The 19,407-nt window shown below is 72.6% G+C and carries 12 protein-coding genes; 6 read left to right on the forward strand and 6 right to left on the reverse strand.

Annotation, left to right across the window (positions count from 1 at the left end; all coding sequences use genetic code 11):
* Window positions 1-67: 67 nt before the first annotated feature.
* Window positions 68-3,067: a beta-N-acetylglucosaminidase domain-containing protein gene (locus tag OG521_26225; GenBank protein WUW24076.1), complete on the reverse strand. Its 3,000-nt coding sequence runs from the start codon at window positions 3,065-3,067 to the stop codon at window positions 68-70.
* A 310-nt stretch (window positions 3,068-3,377) separates the two neighbouring features.
* Here OG521_26225 and OG521_26230 point away from each other — a divergent pair, with 310 nt between their 5' ends.
* The 5 genes from OG521_26230 to alc all read left to right on the forward strand — a co-directional run bounded on the left by OG521_26230 (window position 3,378) and on the right by alc (window position 8,325).
* Window positions 3,378-3,647, forward strand: a complete 270-nt coding sequence (locus OG521_26230) for a hypothetical protein (GenBank protein ID WUW24077.1) — start codon at window positions 3,378-3,380, stop codon at window positions 3,645-3,647.
* Window positions 3,648-5,840, forward strand: a complete 2,193-nt coding sequence (malQ, locus tag OG521_26235; GenBank protein ID WUW24078.1) for a 4-alpha-glucanotransferase — start codon at window positions 3,648-3,650, stop codon at window positions 5,838-5,840. It begins immediately after the preceding gene.
* A gap of 20 nt (window positions 5,841-5,860) precedes the next feature.
* Window positions 5,861-6,091, forward strand: a complete 231-nt coding sequence (locus OG521_26240; GenBank protein ID WUW24079.1) for a hypothetical protein — start codon at window positions 5,861-5,863, stop codon at window positions 6,089-6,091.
* Between the two features lie 115 nt (window positions 6,092-6,206).
* The gene (locus OG521_26245) at window positions 6,207-7,127 is read left to right on the forward strand and encodes a LysR substrate-binding domain-containing protein (GenBank protein WUW24080.1); all 921 of its coding nucleotides are present in this window, start codon (window positions 6,207-6,209) and stop codon (window positions 7,125-7,127) included.
* Window positions 7,128-7,185: 58 nt separating this feature from the next.
* Window positions 7,186-8,325, forward strand: coding sequence for an allantoicase (gene alc, locus OG521_26250; protein WUW24081.1), 1,140 nt, complete (start codon window positions 7,186-7,188; stop codon window positions 8,323-8,325).
* Between the two features lie 159 nt (window positions 8,326-8,484).
* Here alc and OG521_26255 read toward each other — a convergent pair whose 3' ends face one another.
* Both OG521_26255 and pepN read right to left on the reverse strand, forming a co-directional pair.
* Entirely contained in the window at window positions 8,485-10,185 is a 1,701-nt protein-coding gene (locus tag OG521_26255; protein ID WUW24082.1) for a VCBS repeat-containing protein, read from the reverse strand.
* 173 nt (window positions 10,186-10,358) lie between these two features.
* Window positions 10,359-12,935 carry an aminopeptidase N gene (gene pepN / locus OG521_26260; protein ID WUW24083.1) on the reverse strand — a complete coding sequence of 859 codons (2,577 nt, stop codon included), beginning with the start codon at window positions 12,933-12,935 and terminating at the stop codon, window positions 10,359-10,361.
* Window positions 12,936-13,048: 113 nt separating this feature from the next.
* On the opposite strand from pepN, the gene OG521_26265 reads away from it, so the two are divergent.
* On the forward strand, window positions 13,049-13,552 hold the full coding sequence (locus OG521_26265) for a DUF1203 domain-containing protein (GenBank protein WUW24084.1): 504 nt from the start codon (window positions 13,049-13,051) through the stop codon (window positions 13,550-13,552).
* A 72-nt stretch (window positions 13,553-13,624) separates the two neighbouring features.
* Here OG521_26265 and OG521_26270 read toward each other — a convergent pair whose 3' ends face one another.
* The 3 genes from OG521_26270 to OG521_26280 form a co-directional block, all read right to left on the reverse strand.
* The gene (locus OG521_26270; protein WUW24085.1) at window positions 13,625-14,653 is read right to left on the reverse strand and encodes an aspartate-semialdehyde dehydrogenase; all 1,029 of its coding nucleotides are present in this window, start codon (window positions 14,651-14,653) and stop codon (window positions 13,625-13,627) included.
* Between the two features lie 188 nt (window positions 14,654-14,841).
* On the reverse strand, window positions 14,842-18,153 hold the full coding sequence (locus tag OG521_26275) for a S8 family serine peptidase (protein ID WUW24086.1): 3,312 nt from the start codon (window positions 18,151-18,153) through the stop codon (window positions 14,842-14,844).
* A gap of 176 nt (window positions 18,154-18,329) precedes the next feature.
* On the reverse strand, window positions 18,330-19,397 hold the full coding sequence (locus OG521_26280; GenBank protein WUW24087.1) for a hypothetical protein: 1,068 nt from the start codon (window positions 19,395-19,397) through the stop codon (window positions 18,330-18,332).
* Window positions 19,398-19,407 lie beyond the last annotated feature (10 nt).

A 19,407-nucleotide genomic window follows, 5' to 3' on the forward strand; every position in this document is an offset into this window, starting at 1 on the left:
CGTCCTGAGGGCCGCCGCGAAAGGGGTACGGAACGTCGCCGCGAGTGTGCGGTGTTCCGTCGCCCGGCTACTCGGCCACGGCGTACGCCTGGACCGACCAGAGCGAGTAGCCGTACTCGGTGGCCCGTGCGTCGCCCTGGATCCTGATGAAGCGGGTGTCCTTCGCGTCCATCCGCAGCGACTCGTGCCCGCCGCGGCCGTCCCGGACGGTGGCCGCCGTGCGCCAGGTGCGGCCGTCCGCGGAGACCTGGACGCGGTAGCGGGAGGCGTACGCGTCCTGCCAGTCCAGCACCACCTGGCCGAGCCGGACCGGGGCCGGCAGTTCCGCCTGCCACCAGGAGCCGTCGTCGGCCGGGGAGGACCAGCGGGTCTTCGGGTCGCCGTCGGACGCGGCTGAGGCCGGGAAGTCCGCGGTCTCGTCGGCCGACGAGGAGGCGGTGGCCGTGCGGAGCAGGTCGGCGCCCGCGGTGCGGGGGAAGGCCCGGACGGTCAGGGTGGTCTCCTCGGCGCCGAAGGAGAACGGCACCTCGTACTCGCCCGCCGGGGTGCCCGCGGGGACGCTGATCTCCACCGGTACGGCGGTGCGGGAGCCGCGCGGGACGGTCGTCTGCTTGGGGACCCGCACCTTGATGCCCTTGGGGGCCTTCGCCTTCAGCGCGCCGCGCACCTCGGCCGGGCGGCGGGCGGAGAGCCGTGCCTCGACGCGCTGCGGGGCGCCGCCGATCTCGGCGTCCGTCTCGCCGCGCTCCAGGGCCAGCCGGGCCGCCGGCTCGTCGCCGAACCACGGCACGAGCGAACGCACCCGGGGAGCCGTGCCTGCCGACGGGGCCGCGCCCGCGAGCGGGGGGATGATCAGGGGCGGTGCCCCGGTGACGGCCGGGGTGGCGGCCGGCCAGCTGATCCGTACCGCGTCGGCCCGCAGGCCCTGGCCCGGCGACTGGGTCCAGCCGCTCGCCGACAGCGTGCCGAGGCTGCGCCAGCCCTCGCCGGGCACATGGGCCTGGACCGTCGCACCCGTCACCGTGGAGTCGCCGCCGGGCGCCGTCATCGCGGTGACGGCCTCCAGCGGACGGACCCGGCTCAGCCGCACCGTATAGCTGCCCGGGGTCTCGGTCACTGTGCCGTTGTCGCGGTCCGAACCGGTCCAGGCGTCGGCCTCCTTGCGGGCGCGGTCCAGGAACGGGCCGAGCACCCCCTTGCCGACCGTCGCGCCGCCCGCCTTCACGGCCCCGAGCGCCGGCTCCAGGGCCAGTGAGGCCTGCCAGGCCGCCGCGCCGTCGCCGCGCGCCTGCGCCTGGAGCAGATCGACCGCCAGCTCGCCCGCCCTGCCGTAGCGGGACAACTGCTTGCTCCAGGGCCGCACCTCGTCGTCGAGCCGCCCGTCGGCCAGCCCGGCCAGCCGCTGCGGGGTCTCGCGCATCACCGTGAACGCGGCCCGCAGCCGGCGCGCCGCCTCGTCGCGGGCCGGGGTGGCATCCCCCGTACGGGAGTTCCAGAACGCGGCGAACAGCGGTTGCAGATAAGCCGACTCGTCGGCGCCCAGCACGGAGCCCGCGCTGTTGCCGGCCAGCGCGCGCAGCGCGTCCCGGCTGCGGGCGTCGCCGCCCGCGAGATCGTCTATGGCCGCCTGCCAGGACTCCTGCGGCTGGTAGCCCTTCGGGTTCCAGGCGAAGTCGGCGGCGGTGAACAGCGGAATGCGGGAAGCGGACGGCTGCTCCATCGCGTTGGCCAGCAGCGCCGCCGAACCGATGGCGACGGCCGGGTCCCGGCCGGTGTACGGGCCGAGGAAGATCCGGTCCTGCGCGTAGTCGTTGACCGGGTAGTTGTCCATCGTGACCAGCGGATGGCGGAACGTGGTGCGCGCACCGGCCAGTTCGCCGCCGGTGATGGTGCGCGGGACGACGCCGACACCGGTCCAGGCGACCTGCACCCGCTCGTCGAGCTCCTTGGCGAGCGCCGTGCGGTAGGCCGTCGCCCCGTCCTGGTAGAACTCCGTCGGCATCATCGACAGCGGCTCCGAGCCCGGGTGCCGGTCGGCGAGGTGCTGCGCCACCTTGCTGACGACCCCGGCCTGCGCCCTGGCCGCCGCCTCGGGTCCGCTGCCGAAGGTCTCGGAGTCGGCCGAGCAGTGCCACTCGCTGTAACTGACGTCCTGGAACTGCACCTGGAAGACCCGCACCCCCAGCGCCCACATCGCGTCGATCTTCTTCGTCAGCGCCTTCACGTCGCGCTCCGAGGACAGACACATGGACTGGCCCGGGGCCACGGCCCAGCCGAGCGTCACATGATCGGCGGCGGCGCGCCGGGCCAGCGCGCGGAAGTCGGCACGCCGGTCGGCGGGATACGGCTCCCGCCAGCGGTCCTGCCGGTACGGGTCGTCACCGGCCGCGTAGAGGTACCGGTTCTGCTTGGTGCGGCCCATGAAGTCGAGCTGGGCGAGACGTTCCTCCTGGGACCAGGGCCGGCCGTAGAAGCCCTCGGTCATCCCGCGCACCGCGCCGGCCGGCCAGTCCCGGACCGTGACGCCGGCGATGCGCCCGCCCCCGATCAGCTGACGCAGCGTCTGCACGGCGTGGAACAGGCCGTCGTCGCCGAGGCCGTCCACGGCGACGGTGTCCCGGCCCGCGACCCGGCCGACCGCGATCCGGTAGCCGCCGGACGGGAGATCGGCCCGGTCGGGCGCACGCAGCGTGCGCAGCGCGTCCACGGCCCCGTCCCCGCCGAGCCGGATGACGGGCCCGCTCCCGGGCAGCGACGTGTGGACGGTCCGCACACCCGCGTCGCGCAGCGCCGTGCGGAGCGCGTCGACCGCGTACGGGTCGGCCCCGTCGTCGGCGACGAGCGTGACCTCGCCGGAGAGCGGGACCGCGGACCCGGACGTCCTGATGCTCTGCGGGCGCGGCCACACCGCGGGCGGTGCGGTGTCGTCCGTGCGGTCGGGCGTGGTGACGGCGGGGGTGCCGGGTGCCGAGGGGGCGGCGACGGCGGCCGGGGCCCCCGCGGAGAGCAGCCCGCCGAGCACGGCCACGGCGACGGCCGTCGCGTGCTTCCTGCGCCTGAGCTGCATGCCTGACTCCCCTTGCTCCCACCGGTGGGCTCCGAGCCCACCACCCGCGCGCGAGGGTGTCAATGCGCGTGGTCGTTGTGGTGCAAATGCCCGGTGTGGCGGACGGGGAGGACGGTGTGTCGCGGGCTCCGGCCCACGCGAAAGACGGCGCCGAATGGCCGAAATCAGCGGACGTCTTGCGGATAACTGACCGTCCGGGAACGGATTGTGACCCAGAGCACGTTGAACTCGTTGTCATAACGCCTACGTCTGCGGCCGCGTCCGCTGGGTAGGCCTGCTGTGTCCTGTTCTCCACGGCCAGGAGGCCACCATGCCCGCTGCTGCGCAGCTTCTGCTCTCCGCCCTGTCCAAACAGGTACCGGGCCCCGCCCCACTGATCAGTGCGTCCCCCGCCACCGTCTGCTCCGGCCCGCTCACCAGCGAAGCGCCGCTCGCCGACGCCATACCCCTGACCAGCGAGCCCCCGCTCGCCGACGCCACGCCACTGACCAGTGAACCCCCGCTCGCCGTCCTCGCCCCGCTGACCAGCGAGCCGGCGTCTTCCGGCAGCGCTCGGGGCATGGAGTCCCCAGGAGTCTGAATGGGCTTGTCCCGGCTCGCCGCACTGCACGGCGTCGCCACCTCCTTCTCCCCGTCCGCCGATGTCACGGTGCCCGTCCCCGACGGCACGGTCGTCGCCGTGCTCGCCGCCCTCGGCGTCGACGCGGCCACGCCCGAGGCGGTACGGGAAGCGCTCGCCGCCGCCGAGACCGCGGCCGGCTCGCGGCTGCTCCCGGCCACGCTGGTGGCATGGTCGGGGGAGCCGCTGCCCGCGGCCCTGACCGCGCTGCCGCCCGGCACGGAGCTGACCGTCCGCCCGGAGGAGGCCGGTTCGGCCCCGCCGCCCCCGATGCGCGTTCCCTCGGGGGGTGCGATTCCGGCCGTTTCCGGCCAGGGTGACGACCGCGAAGCCGGCGGGGTGCATACGGACCCGCCCCCGTCGCGTCCCGGCTGGTGGGCCGAGCCGCCGCTGGGGGTGCACCGGCTGACCGTCCGGGCGCCCGGGGCGCCCGCCGAGACCTGCACGCTCGTGGCCGCCCCGGCCCGGGTCCCGCAGCCCCCCGGGCGCAGCCACGGCTTCCTCGTCCAGCTCTACTCCCTGCTCTCCGCCCGCTCCTGGGGCATGGGCGACCTCGGGGACCTCGCCGATCTCGCGTCCTGGTCGGGGCGCTCCCTCGGGGCGGGCTTCGTCCAGGTCAACCCGCTGCACGCCGCGGTCATCGGCACCCCCACCGACCCCTCGCCCTACCGCCCGTCCTCGCGGCGGTTCCCCGACCCGGTGCACCTGCACATCGAGTCCGTCCCGGAGTACGGGCACGCCCCGGACCCGGCCGCCCTCGACGATCTGCGCCGCCGGGCGGGAGAACTCAGCGACGCCGTGCTGAACAAGGGCGCGCTGATCGACCGGGACGCCGTCTGGGCCCTCAAGCGGCAGGCCCTCGACATCCTCGTCGCCGTGCCGCTCACGCCCGGCCGCCGCGCCGCCTACTGCGACTTCCTCGCCGAGCAGGGCCAGGCCCTGGAGGACCACGCCCTGTGGTGCGCCCTCGCCGAGGTGCACGGCTCCGACTGGCACACCTGGCCGGCCGGGCTGCGCGACCCCCGCTCCAAGGAGACCGCCCGCGCCCGCGCCGGGCTCCTGGACCGCGTCGACTTCCACTGCCGGCTCGCCTGGCTGACCGACGCCCAGCTCGCCGCCGCCCAGCGTGCCGCGCAGGACGCCGGGATGGCCGTCGGGATCGTCCACGACCTCGCCGTCGGCGTGCATCCCGGCGGCGCCGACACCTGGGCCCAGCAGGACGCCTTCGCCCACGGCATGTCCGTCGGCGCACCCCCCGACGCCTTCAACGCCCGTGGCCAGGACTGGGGACTGCCGCCCTGGAGACCCGACGCGCTCGCCGCGTCCGGCTACGCCCCGTACCGAGGACTGCTGCGCGGGCTCCTCGCCCACGCCGGGGCCCTGCGCATCGACCACGTCATGGGTCTGTTCCGGCTCTGGTGGGTGCCCGAGGGGCGCCCGCCCACCGAGGGCACCTACGTCAGCCACGACGCCGAGGCGATGCTCGCCGTCCTCGTCCTGGAGGCCCACCGCGCCGGCACCGTCGTCATAGGGGAGGACCTCGGCACCGTGGAACCGGGCGTCCGCGAGGCGCTCGCCCGCCGCGGCGTCCTCGGCACCTCCGTGCTCTGGTTCGAGCGGGACTGGTCGGGCACCGGCCGCCCGCTCCCACCAGAGGAATGGCGCGAGGACTGCCTGGCCACCGCCACCACCCACGATCTGCCGTCCACCGCCGCCCGGCTGACCGGCGACCATGTGACCCTGCGCCACCGCCTCGGCCTGCTGACCCGCCCGCTGGACCAGGAGCGCACCGAGGACGGCAACGACACCGCGGAGTGGCTCGCCCTTCTCTCCCGCCTGGGGATGCTCCCCGAGGGCGGCGGCGACGAGGAGGCCGCCGTCCGCGCCGTCCACCGCTTCCTGCTGCGCACCCCGGCCCGGATGGCCGGGGTCTGGCTCCCCGACACCATCGGCGACCGCCGCCCGCAGAACCTGCCGGGCACCTGGGACCAGTACCCCAACTGGCGGCTGCCCATCGCCGATGCCGAGGGGCATCCCGTCACCCTGGAGGAACTCGCCGCCTCACCCCGGCTGCACCGGCTGATGGAGGTCCTCAGGCCCCGTCAGGAGCCCCCGGGCCCCCGTACGGCACCCCCGGGCGCGCGCCCCTCGTAGGCGTTCGCTACGTTTGCACCGTGGACAAGAAGAACGCTATGCGCGCCGGCGCCGTCGCTGCCGGAACGACGCTGATGATGCTGCTGATGTCGTCCCCCGCGCTCGCGCTCACCCGCGACGACGGCGACGACCCGGGTCCCGGCCTGAGCGTGATCGACACGATCGGTCTGTTCGTCGTGGCGCCCATCGCCCTGTTCGTGGTCATCGCGGGCCTGGTCATGGTCCTCGACAAGTCCAAGAAGCAGGCCTAGTCCCCAGCCAGGACACCCCGGACTTCCCGGGTGCGCCGCCGGTAGCGAGCTACCGTGCGGCGCATTCGCATGTCCGGGCCCGGAGCGCGGCCCGGCCGGCCGGTAGGTTGCGGCCATGATCGAGTGGGACGTCAAGAAGCTCCGCATCCTGCGCACCCTGCGCGACCGCGGCACCGTCACGGCGACCGCCGAGGCGCTGCTGATGACCCCGTCGGCCGTCTCCCAGCAGCTCTCCAACCTGGCCAGGCAGCTCGGCGTGCCCCTCCTGGAGGCGCAGGGCCGGCGCGTCCGCCTCACCGACGCCGCCCACCTCGTCCTCCGTCACGCCGAGGCGGTCTTCGCCCAACTGGAGCGCGCCGACGCCGAACTGACCGGCTATCTGCGCGGCGAGGCGGGCGAGGTGCGGATCGCCGCGTTCGCCACCGCCGTGCCCGCCCTGGTCGTCCCGGCCGTGCAGACCCTGCGCGACGAGGAGCGCCCCGGGCCGGACATCCGGGTCCGGGAGGCCGAGGCGGCGCAGGCGTACGAACTGCTCGTCGCCGGCGAGGTGGATCTGGCCCTCTCCCTGGCCGCCCACGCCCCGACCGCCCGCGACCCCAGGTTCGCGGTGCTGCCCCTGCTCGTCGACCCGCTGGACGTGGCGCTGCCGGCCGGTCACCGGCTCGCCGCCGCGCCCGGGCTGCGGCTGGCTGACCTGTCCGGCGAACCGTGGATCTTCGGCGGCTCGGGCCCCTGGTCCGAGATCACCACGGCCGCGTGCGAGGCGGCGGGCTTCGTCCCGGAGCAGGCGCACAGCGCCTCCGGCTGGACCGCGATCCTCGCCATGGTCGAGGCCGGGATGGGGGTCGCGCTGATCCCGCGCATGGCGTCGGCGGAACGGCAGGGCCGGGACGGTGTGGTGATGCGGGTCCTCGACGCCGACCAGCCGCGCCGCCATGTGGTGGCCGCCGTCCGGCGGGGCGCCGAACAGGGACCGGCGGTGGCCCGGGTCCTCGCGGCGCTGCGGGCGGCCGCCAGACCGTTCAGTCAGCCTTAAGGTTTCATGCTGAAACTTTCGATGGACCTAATGGCTCCTGTCGTACGACAGTGAACGCATGACCTTCGAACAGAATGAGAACCGGCACGAGGACCCCCACGCCAACGACGCGGCACCGTACGGCGGCGGTGACCCGTACGCCGACTACCGCACCACCGACCTCCCCTTCACCGAACTGGTCGACCTCGCCGACCGCCGCCTCGGCGCGGGTGTGATCGCTGCCAACGACGAGTTCTTCGCCGAGCGCGAGAACCTCCTGGTCCGCGAGCGCGCCGTCTTCGACCCCGAGCACTTCGGCCACAAGGGCAAGATCATGGACGGCTGGGAGACCCGCCGCCGGCGCGGCGCGGACGCCGCCCACCCGTTCCCCGCCCCGGACGAGCACGACTGGGCCCTGATCCGTCTCGGCGCCCCCGGCATCATCCGCGGCATCGTCGTCGACACCGCGCACTTCCGCGGCAACTACCCGCAGCGCGTCTCGGTCCAGGCGACCGCCGTCGAGGGCTCGCCCGGCCCCGCCGAACTCCTCGCCGACGACGTCAAGTGGGAGGAGATCGTCCCGCCGACCCCGGTACGCGGCCACGCCGCCAACGGCTTCGAGATCACCGGCGGACGCCGCTACACCCACCTCCGCCTCTGCCAGCACCCCGACGGCGGCATCGCCCGCCTCCGCGTGCACGGCGAGGTCCTCCCCGACCCGTCCTGGCTCGCCACGCTCGGCACGATCGACCTGATCTCGGTGCTGAACGGCGGCAGTTACGAGGACGCGTCGGACCGCTTCTACTCCTCGCCGACCCAGATCATCCTGCCCGGCACCTCCCGCAAGATGGACGACGGCTGGGAGAACCGCCGCCGCCGGGTCCGCGACACCAACGACTGGGTCCGCTTCCGGCTGCCCGCCCAGGGCGCGGTCCGCGCGGTCGAGATCGACACCGCCTACCTCAAGGGGAACGCGGCCGGCTGGATCGCCCTGCAGGGCCGCAACGGCGAGACGGGGGAGTGGTTCGAGATCATCCCGCGCACCAGGCTCCAGCCCGACACCCTGCACCGCTTCCCGCTCCGCGCCCAGGCCGTCGTCACCCACGTCCGCCTCGACGCCTTCCCCGACGGTGGCGTGGCCAGGATGCGCCTGCACGGCTCGCTGACCGAGTCCGGCGCGACCGAACTGGCCCGCCGCTACGAGGAGTCGGGCGCCTGACAGGCCCACAGGCCGGCAGATCCGAAGGCCCCTTCGACCACCGCCCGGCGAACGGCTGAGCCCTGTGCCCCGTTGGCCGGGCGGTTCACCAGATGTCCCGCCACGCACGAGGGCCCGGACCGGCGATGCCGGTCCGGGCCGAACGGTCCTGCCGCCCGGTCAGAGCAGGGCGTTGTACGTGCTGATCGTCGACGTCTCGCCCGCGTTGGCGACCTTGACGCGCGCCGCGTACGGGGCCGTCGCGCTGCCCGTCGCCCGGTACAGCCACAGCACGCCGGCCTTGTCCTGGACGACCAGGTCCGCCCGGCCGTCGTCGGTGAGGTCACCGGGTGAGGTCATCGAACGGTAGGCGCTCCAGCCGCCGCCGACCTTGGTCCGGGCCGCGAACGGCGTCGCCGCCTTGCCGGTGCCCTTGTAGAGCCACAGCACGCCGGAGGTGTCACGGGCCAGCAGGTCCGCCCTGCCGTCCCCCGTCACGTCGCCCGCGCCGGTGAGCTCGTTGTAGGCGCTCCAGCCGCCGCCGACCTTGGTCCGCGCCGCGAACGGCGCCTTGTCGGTGCCGGTGCCGCTGTAGAGCCACAGCACGCCGGAGGTGTCCCGGGCGATCAGGTCGGCCCTGCCGTCGGCCGTCACGTCCGTGACGCCCGCCAGCTTGTTGTAGGCGTTCCAGCCGCCGCCGACCTTGGTCCGCGCGGCGACGACGTTCCAGTCACCGGTCGTGCGGTAGTGCCACAGCACGCCGGACGTGTCGCGGCCGACCAGGCCGCCGCCGCCCGCCTGCACGGTGACCGGGGCGAGCTTGGTGAGCTGGTCGTAGATGTTCCAGCCGCGGCCGACGACCTCCTCGAAGTCGCGGAAGGGCTCCGAGGCCCTGCCGGTGCCGTAGTGGGAACGGAGCATCCCGTCCTTGCCACGGGTCAGGAGCAGGTGGTGCGGCCTGACCGGGTACGGGCTGTCGACCGCGAAGTCGCTCGACGTCTCCGGGTTGTGGGTGCCCCAGTTGTAGACCTCGTACACCGCGGCGGCGTTGACCTTCCACGCCGCCGTCTTCGCTCCGGCGGTCAGCGTGTAGTCGATCGTGACGTCGCCCGGCGTGATGTCGCAGCGGACCTCACCGCCGTAGGCCACCGATCCCAGCGTGTGGTCGCAGGTCGTGTTGTCGCCGCGCGAGACCGAGTCGATCGTGATGCCGGCCTCGGACTCCTCCCAGTCGCGCTGGCCCTCCGAGGGGGCGAACGTGATCGAGAGGTGCCCCGCGTCCACCGCGTGCACGGTGATCGACTGGGTGACCGAGTCACCCGCCTTCAGCGTCGGCGTGTTCAGCGCGAGCGTGTTCTGCGCGACGTGCTCGGCCGACTTGACCGTGATGGTGCGCGCGGCGTGCAGACCGTCCTCGGAGAACGTCGCCGCGGTCTGGGCCTCCTTGACCGCCTTGTCGACGTTCGTGCCGCTCGGCGCGTACGCCAGCCCCACATAGGCCGTGGTGCCGTGCACGGCCGTGGCCGTGGCCGAGACCTCCGGATAGGAGACCCCGCCGTGGGCGTCACAGAGATAGACGCCGACCGCGGTCGCCTTCCTGCAGTCCGTGTCGAGCGAGACCTGGAGGCCCGCCGGTACACCCCCGGCCGCCCAGGCCGGGTCGTTCAGCTGCTTCTTGCTCAGGGCGTAGACCATGGTTCCGTCGGCCTCGTCGTACCACCCGGTCGGACCGAGCTCGGCCCGGCCCTCCCCGGGCATGAGCGTCCAGTCACGCCCCATCTCGAAGGCGAAATAGTCGGCCGCGGCGGCGGGCACGGCCCCCGCGAGGGCGCCGGTGGCAAGGAGCGCCACCGAACCCGAAACGGCCAGGATTCTTCGCATGCAACATCCCCCCGAATGAAGGCGGCAGCGCGTGCTGCCGCGGAACGCCAGGTACCCCCATGGCGTGCCCGGAACCTACACCACAAGGTCACACGGCCTTCACCTGGGCCTCTTCCGCCCCAACGCGGAGGAGGGGCCGGTGTCCTGGACACCGGCCCCTCCCCACACGATGGCTACGCGGTGGCGGCCGCCGCGTCCGCCGCCCGGGCCTTCAGCGCCCGCTCCACACCGGACCGGGACTCCGACATCAGCCGGCGCAGTGCGGCGCCCGGCTCGGCCGAGGCCAGCCAGGTGTCCGTGGCGTCCAGGGTCTCCTGCGAGACGTGCAGCGCCGGGTAGAGGCCGATGGCGACCTGCTGGGCCATCTCGTGGCTCCGCGAGTCCCAGACGTCCTTCACCGCGGCGAAGAACTTCTCCGCGTACGGCGCCAGCAGCTCGCGCTGGTCGGTCTGCACGAAGCCGCTGATGACCGCCTCCTGGAGGGAGTTCGGCAGCTTGTCGGACTCGACGACCGACGCCCACGCCTCGGCCTTCGCCTCTTCGGAGGGACGCGCCGCACGGGCGGACGCCGCGTGCCGCTCGCCCGCCGCCGTCCGGTCGCGCGCGTACTCGGCGTCGATCTCCTCGTCGTCGAGCAGCCCGGTCGCGGCCAGCCGCTGGACGAACGCCCAGCGCAGCTCGGTGTCGACGGCCAGGCCCTCGATCGCCTCGGTGCCGTCGAGCAGCGCCTGCAGCAGATCGAGCTGCTGGGGGTTGCGGGCCGTGGCCGCGAACGCGCGCGCCCAGGCCAGCTGGTGGTCGCTGCCCGGCTCCGCCGCGCGCAGGTGCGCGAGCGTCGCCTCGGTCCACTGGGTCAGACCCGCCTCGCGCCACTCCGGCGCCGCGTACAGGTCGAGCGCCAGCTTCACCTGACGGTGCAGCGACTGGACGACGCCGATGTCCGTCTCCTTGCCCACCCCGGACAGGACGAGCGCGAGGTAGTCGCGGGTGGCCAGTTCGCCGTCCCGCGTCATGTCCCAGGCGGCCGACCAGCACAGGGCGCGCGGCAGCGACTCGGTGAAGTCGCCCAGGTGCCCGGTGACGACCCGCAGCGACTCCTCGTCCAGGCGGACCTTCGCGTAGCTGAGGTCGTCGTCGTTGAGGAGGATGACGGCGGGGCGCGCGGTACCGGCGGGGAACGGCACGGTGGTGCGCTCGCCGTCCACGTCCAGCTCGATCCGGTCCGTACGGACCAGCTTGCCGGTCTCGTCCAGGCCGTAGCAGCCGATGGCGATCCGGTGCGGCCGCAGCGTCGGCTCGCCCTTCGCGCCGGCGGGCAGCGCGGGCGCCTCCTGGAGGACGGTGAACGAGGTGACGTGACCGTTGGCGTCCGTCTCGATCTCCGGGCGCAGGATGTTGATCCCGGCCGTCTCCAGCCACGCCTTCGACCAGGTCTTCAGGTCGCGGCCGGAGGTCTCCTCCAGCGCGCCGAGCAGGTCGGAGAGCCGGGTGTTGCCGAACGCGTGCGCCTTGAAGTACGCCTGGACGCCCTTGAAGAACGCGTCCGTGCCGACGTACGCCACCAGCTGCTTCAGGACCGAGGCGCCCTTGGCGTACGTGATGCCGTCGAAGTTGACCAGGACGTCGTCCAGGTCACGGATGTCCGCCATGATCGGGTGCGTCGAGGGCAGCTGGTCCTGCCGGTACGCCCACGTCTTCATGGAGTTGGCGAACGTCGTCCAGGAGTGCGGCCACTGCGAGCCCTCGGCGTACGAGAGGCAGGCGATCGAGGTGTAGGTGGCGAACGACTCGTTCAGCCACAGGTCGTTCCACCACTCCATGGTCACGAGGTCGCCGAACCACATGTGGGCCAGCTCGTGCAGGATCGTCTCGGCCCGCGTCTCGTACGCCGCGTCCGTCACCTTGGAGCGGAAGACGTACTGGTCGCGGATGGTGACCGCGCCCGCGTTCTCCATCGCGCCCGCGTTGAACTCCGGCACGAAGAGCTGGTCGTACTTGGCGAACGGGTACGCGTAGTCGAACTTCTCCTGGAACCAGTCGAAGCCCAGCCGCGTGACGTCGAAGATCGCGTCCGCGTCGAGGAACTCGGCGAGCGAGGGACGGCAGTAGATGCCGAGCGGGACGGACTGGCCGTCCTTCTCGTAGCTGCTGTGCACCGAGTGGTACGGACCGACGATCAGCGCCGTGATGTACGTGGAGATGCGCGGCGTCGGCTCGAACGACCAGACGTCGTCCGCGGGCTCCGGCGTCGGCGAGTTGGAGATCACGGTCCAGCCGGACGGGGCCTTCACGGTGAACCGGAAGGTCGCCTTCAGGTCGGGCTGCTCGAAGCTCGCGAAGACGCGGCGGGCGTCCGGGACCTCGAACTGGGTGTAGAGGTAGGCCTGCTGGTCGACCGGGTCGACGAAGCGGTGCAGACCCTCACCGGTGTTGGTGTACGCGCAGTCGGCGACGACCTTCAGCTCGTTGGAGCCCGCCACCAGGTGCGGCAGCGTGATGCGCGAATCGCGGAACACCGCCGCGACGTCCAGTGCCCTGCCGTTCAGCTCGACCTCGTGCACCGCGGGGGCGACCAGGTCGATGAAGGTCTCCGCGCCGGCTTCGGCGGAGTCGAAGCGCACGGTGGTGACGGACCGGTAGGTCCCGCCCTCCTGCGCTCCGGAGAGGTCGAGATCGATCTCGTACGCGTCCACGGTCAGCAGGCGCGCCCGCTCCTGTGCCTCTTCGCGGGTCAGATTCGTGCCAGGCACGCGGTCATCTCCTTGATATGCGATGTTTCCGGCCATCCTTCCACGTGAGCCGGGCCCAGGGCGATGTCCGTTTTCCGCCGGACCGCCCCGGCGCGGCGGGCCATTCTCGTCCCATGACCAGATACGAGGCACGCGCGATCGAACCGGCCGCGCTGAAGGAGATCCGGGAGACGGACGACGCGGGACACCCGTGCGTCCCGTACACCGCCACGGACGCGGGAAACCCGCTGCGCTGCTGTCTGCGGGGGAACGAGACGGGGGAGCGGATCGCGCTCGTCTCGTACGCGCCGCTGCGCCGGTGGGCGGCCGCGAGCTGGGCCCGGCCCGGGGCCTATGACGAGCAGGGGCCGGTGTTCATCCACGCGGAGGAGTGCGGGGGCCCGGCGCCCGGCCGCACGGGTTACCCGTTCTCGCGGGCGGGGGCGCTGCGGACGGTCCGGCGCTACGACCTGGAGGGCCACATCGTGGGCGGCCGGCTGATGGAGATCCCGGCGGACGAGGAGCGGGGGTACGACGATGCCTTCGCCGAGGCGTTCGCCGACCCGCAGGTGGCGCTGGTGCACGTCAGGGCCGTGGAGTACGGCTGCTGGCACTTCGAGGTACGCCGGACGGACTGAGGCCCCTCCGGCGGCCGAGGAGCGGGGGCCCGGGGACGGAGCCCCGGCCCCCCGCGGTGGGGCGGAACGCGGTCAGCCCGCGAGCTCCGCCGCGACCAGCTCCGCGATCTGCACCGCGTTCAGCGCCGCGCCCTTGCGCAGGTTGTCGTTGGAGACGAAGAGCGCGAGGCCGTGCTCGACGGTCTCGTCGACCCGGATGCGCCCGACGAAGGACGCGTCCTGGCCGGCGGCCTGCAGCGGGGTGGGGATCTCGGAGATCTCGACGCCGGGGGCGTCCTTCAGCAGCTCGTACGCGCGCTCCACGCCGATCGGACGGGCGAAGCGGGCGTTGACCTGGAGCGAGTGGCCGGAGAAGACCGGGACGCGGACGCAGGTGCCGGACACCTTCAGCTCCGGGATCTCCAGGATCTTGCGGGACTCGTTGCGGAGCTTCTGCTCCTCGTCCGTCTCGAAGGAGCCGTCGTCGACGATCGAGCCGGCCAGCGGCAGCACGTTGAAGGCGATGGGGCGCTTGTAGACGCCGGGCTCGGGGAAGTCGACGGCGCCGCCGTCGTGGGTCAGCTTGTCGGCGTCGGCGACGACCTTGGACGCCTGGCCGTGCAGCTCGGCGACGCCGGCCACTCCGGAGCCGGACACCGCCTGGTACGTGGCGACGGTCAGCGCCTCCAGGCCCGCCTCGTCGTGCAGCGGGCGCAGCACGGGCATGGCGGCCATCGTGGTGCAGTTCGGGTTGGCGATGATGCCCTTGGGCCGGTTCGCGATCGCGTGCGCGTTGACCTCGGAGACGACCAGCGGGACCTCGGGGTCCTTGCGCCAGGCGGAGGAGTTGTCGATCACGACGGCGCCCTGGCCGGCGACCTTCTCGGCGAGCGCCTTCGACGTCGCGCCGCCGGCGGAGAAGAGCACGATGTCCAGGCCCGTGTAGTCGGCCGTGGAGGCGTCCTCGACGGTGATGTCGGTGCCCTCGTAGGTGATCGTGGAGCCCGCGGAGCGTGCGGAGGCGAAGAGGCGCAGTTCGGCGACGGGGAACTTCCGCTCGGCCAGGATGCTGCGCATGACTGTGCCGACCTGACCGGTGGCGCCGACGATTCCGACCTTCACAGGAACTCCTTCAGACGTACGAGAGGGCACGGTTGCCGCTCCATGATGCGTATGTCCACGGCTTCCTTGTCCAATCCATTGTCCGACCTGCGGACGGCCGCCGCGAGGGCGCGCACAGGGCAGTGGGGCGGGCGCCCGTTGAGCGCCCGCCCCACTGTCGTACGGATCACATGTTCAGCGCGATGCCGTTACGGCGTGACCTTCTCGATCACGACGCTGCCGGTGCCCGCCGCGGTGCCGCGGGAATTCACCAGCTGGACCTCGCCGAAGAACTGCCGGCCCTCGGGAGCGGCCCCGGCGACCGCGACCTCGGCACCGACCTGGGCCGAAGCGCCGGAGGCCAGGTTCACGGCCTTCGACTCGTCGACGGAGATCGTGCCGAGCGACGGCGCGTAGTACACGTCGCGGTAGTCGTACTCGGTGGTCCCGGCGGGGACGTCGTACCCGTCGATGACGACCGTGTACGTACCGGCGGCCGGCTTCACCAGGCTGACGGACTCCTCGGAGCCCGCCGTGGTGGAGGTGCCCACCTCGGCCGCGCCCCTGTAGACGTACAGGTCCAGGTCGGCGTTGGCGTCCGAGGTGCCGCCGATGGCGAAGTCGAGCTTCTCGACGCCCTCACCGATGGTGACCTCCTTGACGTACTCGCCGCCCGTGGAGATCGACGGACGCTCGACGTCCGCCGAGCCCAGCGAGCCGCCCTTGAGCTTGCCCACCAGGTCACCGGCGTTGTTGGTGACCGTCCAGTTCACCGCGGCCGGGGTGCCGATCTTCGCCTCGGCGATGGTCTGGACCGCCGGGTCGAAGGTGGCGCCGAGCAGCGAGACATCCAGCTTGTACGGGTTGTCCAGCAGCGGCGACGTGCGCCGGGCCTCGACCTCGATCTCCCAGACGCCGGCCTGCGGGTCGGCGTACGAGCGCACGTCGGGGCGGCAGGTGTTGGCCGGGTTCTCGTAGTTCGGGTAGCAGAACGGCGTCCCGCTGTCCTCCACCGCGACCCCGTAGGGGTGGATGGAGATGAAGCGGGTCTGGCTGCCCGAGCGCAGGGCGCTCATCGCGACCTCGAGGGTCTTGGCGCCCTCCGGCACGGTCACGAAGTACGACGTGGTGCCGTTGCGCTGCACCGAGCCGGACGCCTTGAACGCGTAGACCGGCTTCGTCAGCTCCTTGGAGACGACGACCGTGGCCAGGATCTGCTGGTCCACTCCGGAGGTCTTCGCGTCGTCGACCTGCAGGATCGCGCTGTGCACGCCCGCGCTGCCCGGCTTCGCCTGGACCTTGACCGTGACCGGTGTGCCGAGCGGGAGCGAGACGGTGCTCGGCCCGGTCAGCTTGAACGTGCCGTCGTCGTACTTCCACGACAGCTTGTGGCTGACGTTCCTGTCCGGGCCCGTGGTGCGGGTGACCGTGACGTCGTACGTCTTCTTCTGGCCGGCCTTCAGGCCGCCCTCGCGGTCGTACAGGCCGGTGCCGAAGCCCGGGGTCTTCAGCGCGAAGTCGATCGCGGTGTCGACCGGGGCCTTGACCGTGTACTCGTGCGCCGGGGCGCCCTGCTTCTGGATCTGCTTCCAGGCGGCGACGATGTCGATCAGACCGGCACCCTGGGCGTGCGCGGGCACTCCCTTGATCTGGGTGGCGGTGCTGGTCAGCGCGGTGCGCAGGTCGGCCGGGGGCAGCTCGATGTGCTGCTGCTTCGCGGCGGACAGCAGCAGCGCGGTCGCGCCGGCGGCCTGCGGGGAGGCCATCGACGTGCCCTGGAGCATGGAGTAACCGGCGGGCAGGGAGTAGCCCGCCTCCTTGACCGGCGAGCCGGGCAGCCAGGTCTGCGTCGAGTTGATCGACGCGCCGGGCGCCGTCAGGGTCGGCGTGAAGCCGCCGTCCTCACGCGGACCGCGCGAGGAGAACGGCATCATGTCGTACTTCTTGGTGACGCCGGAGCCGTAGTTCGCGGCCCAGGTCTCCTTGGAGATGGACGCGCCGACCGAGATGACGTGGTCGGCGAGGCCGGGGTCACCGATGGTGTTGACACCCGGTCCGTCGTTGCCGGCCGAGATGACCAGCTGGACGCCGTAGATGTCGACGAGCCGCTTGTACAGATCGGCGCGGGCGTTGTTGCCGTCGTTGAGCGGCGGCAGGCCGCCGATCGACATGTTGACGATGTCGACGCCGCGGTTGATGACGAGGTCGGCCATGCCCTCCATCAGCGCGATGTTGGTGCAGCCGCCGGACCAGGTGCAGGCACGCGAGGAGACGATCTTCGCGCCGGGCGCGGCACCGTTCATCTTGCCGCCGAACAGGCCGTTCGCCGCGGTGATGCCCGCGACGTGCGTGCCGTGCTCGGACTCGATGACACCGATGGAGACGTAGTCGGAGGTGTCCCCGGCGGCGTTGTACACGACGCCCTTGCGGGTCTCGACGACGAACGGGATGCGCTCGACGACGTCGGTGCGCGGGTCGTCCGTGCCGAAGTAGGAGACCTGGTGCTTCTCCTTGTACGGCTTCAGGACGGTGTCGTCGGAGAAGTCCGCGTTGCTGTTCAGGTCCACCCGGGTGGTGCCGGTGACCGGGTCGTACAGCACGGCCCACACGTCGGTGGTGTCGCCGTCGCGGTTCAGGTCGCCCGCCATGTCGCCGCCCTTGGTGGCGGCCTCGGCGAACAGGCTGATCCGGTACGAGCCCTTGGGGGCCGAGTAGGTCAGGCCCTTGTAGGTGAACGTCGGGCCGGACACGGCGTCCGTCATCCGCAGCCAGGTGCCGTCGCCGTCACTGACCGGGTCGGTGGCCGTCACCCAGTCGGTGATCTTGCGCTCACCGGTGGTGGTCTTCTGGAGCGCGGGGTGCGCGATGTCGACGCCTGCGTCCAGGACGCCGATGGTGATGCCCCGGCCGTCGGCCTTCGGGTGCTGCTGGACGAAGTCGACCGCGCCCGTCTCGAAGGACGGGTTGTACGGGTTCTTCGCCGGGGTCTTCTTGTCCGGGGCGGCGTAGCTGCCCGTCGACTTCGCCCTGGCCCTGCTGCCGGTCGCCCGGTCGGCCGCGGGGGTCGGGTCGTCCAGCATGATCTCCTGCTTGAGATCGATGCCGCGGACGGAGCTCAGCTTGGAGGCAGCCTTGATGGTGGCCTCGGCCGACGCGGTCGGCACGGTCGCCCGTACGTACCCGAGCTTGTCGTACGTACGCCCCAGCACGGAGCCCTTGACGGCGTCGAACTGCTTGGCGACCTGCTCGGTCGCGCCGGGTGCGGTGGAGACCATCATGGTGATGTTCTTCTCGCCCTTGGCCTCGGCCTTGGCGAGAACATCGGCGTCGGCCGTGCCGAGCTTGTCCGCCGGGGCGTCGCTCGCGGCGGCCTTGACGGGTGCGGTGGCCGGGTCGTCGGCGGCGAAGACGGGGGCGGCACCGGTGGCGGCCAGCGCGGCCACCAGTCCGGCGGCGGCCGCGACTCGGGCCACGCGTCTCGCTCCGGGTATGTAACCGGGGGATTCGGAGGTCATCAGCATCCCTGTATGTGAAAGAGAGAGTCCGGAAATCGGTACCGGATGACCGCTCACCCTTTCGTAAATGACAGGGGTTTGTGGAGAGTTGTGGGGGGCGAGTTGCGGACATGGCGGGCTTCCGCCACCGGGGCCAAAGCGTCACGAGGGACGAAACGGGCGATACGTGGCGGGTGTCCACCTCACCTGGGCAGGATCATCACGTACGCGGCAGGCGTACGGTCGGCCGCCGCCATCAACGCCGTCCGCACCACGGTCGCCTGCTGCTCCCGGGTGTCACGCAGCTTCCGCGGCGTGAGGTGGACGACCGTGACACCGAGCCGCTCCAGGTGCTCGCGCCGGGCGGCGTACGCGGACCACTCGGCCTCGTGCTGCTCCTGGCGGCGGTCGTCGTCGAGCCGGCTGTACCGCGGGGCCCTGGTGTCCAGCTCCACCGCCACCGCCTCCTCGGGCCAGTAGGCGTCGACCGCGCCCAGATGCGGACCGCCGGGCAGCCGCAGGTCCACGTTCCACAGCGGCTCCGGCAGCCCGTGGGACCGCACCATGTCGTACAGCCGCTCCTCCGCGAGCGCCCGGCCCTCGGCGAGCAGCGAGTCCACGGCGTTCACCACCTGGGGCCGGTCGAGCACCTTGGCGCGGTTCAGCTCACCCACCACGACCGCGGGTTCGCAGTGACCGCCGCGGACCGCCTCGGTGAGCAGCCGGCGCACCGCGTGCGCGTCCCCGAGCCCGGCGACGGCGTCCGCCAGGGCGCGGGCCACCGGTGCCACCGGAATGCCGTCCAGCCACTGCGGCCGGGGCAGGTCGGAGGTCCGCACCAGCCGGACGTGGCGCACCGACCGCAGCCGGCGGATGCGCGGCACCAGTACGTCGATGCGGTCCGTGGACACCGTGGGCGGTGCGGCGGAGAAGCCGTACAGCGACAGCGCGGCCAGCCCGGTGATCATCGCCTCGCCGTACCCGGGGTCGGCCCCGTCGGCCCGGGCGGGCGGGGTCCGCCGCCCGGAGGCCGGTGGCCGGCCCGCGTACAGCAGGGCCGACCGCAGCCGCTCCCGGCCGCTGAGCGGTCCCGGGTGCAGCACGAAGACGCCGGGCAGCGGCTGCTGCCACGGCCCGCCGGCCCGGCACTGCTCGGCCGCCCGGGCGGGGGAGATGCCACGGGCCTTCAACTGGGCCGTGGAAAGGACGCGTTGCCGGACATCGGAGGTGATGCGGAGGTGGCAGGGGGAGAGCGGGGTGTTCTGGGTCATGCTCCGGTGT

The organism is Streptomyces sp. NBC_01463 (assembly GCA_036227345.1).
GTDB lineage: Bacteria > Actinomycetota > Actinomycetes > Streptomycetales > Streptomycetaceae > Streptomyces.

What these genes read in the sequence shown, in the direction of transcription:
- OG521_26265 (WUW24084.1), top strand. Translation starts at nt 13,049, where the DNA reads ATGACCAGATACGAGGCACGCGCGATCGAACCGGCCGCGCTGAAGGAG.
- OG521_26280 (WUW24087.1), bottom strand. Translation starts at nt 19,397, where the DNA reads ATGACCCAGAACACCCCGCTCTCCCCCTGCCACCTCCGCATCACCTCC.
- malQ (WUW24078.1), top strand. Translation starts at nt 3,648, where the DNA reads ATGGGCTTGTCCCGGCTCGCCGCACTGCACGGCGTCGCCACCTCCTTC.
- OG521_26245 (WUW24080.1), top strand. Translation starts at nt 6,207, where the DNA reads ATGATCGAGTGGGACGTCAAGAAGCTCCGCATCCTGCGCACCCTGCGC.
- OG521_26230 (WUW24077.1), top strand. Translation starts at nt 3,378, where the DNA reads ATGCCCGCTGCTGCGCAGCTTCTGCTCTCCGCCCTGTCCAAACAGGTA.
- OG521_26255 (WUW24082.1), bottom strand. Translation starts at nt 10,185, where the DNA reads ATGCGAAGAATCCTGGCCGTTTCGGGTTCGGTGGCGCTCCTTGCCACC.
- OG521_26225 (WUW24076.1), bottom strand. Translation starts at nt 3,067, where the DNA reads ATGCAGCTCAGGCGCAGGAAGCACGCGACGGCCGTCGCCGTGGCCGTG.
- alc (WUW24081.1), top strand. Translation starts at nt 7,186, where the DNA reads ATGACCTTCGAACAGAATGAGAACCGGCACGAGGACCCCCACGCCAAC.
- OG521_26275 (WUW24086.1), bottom strand. Translation starts at nt 18,153, where the DNA reads ATGCTGATGACCTCCGAATCCCCCGGTTACATACCCGGAGCGAGACGC.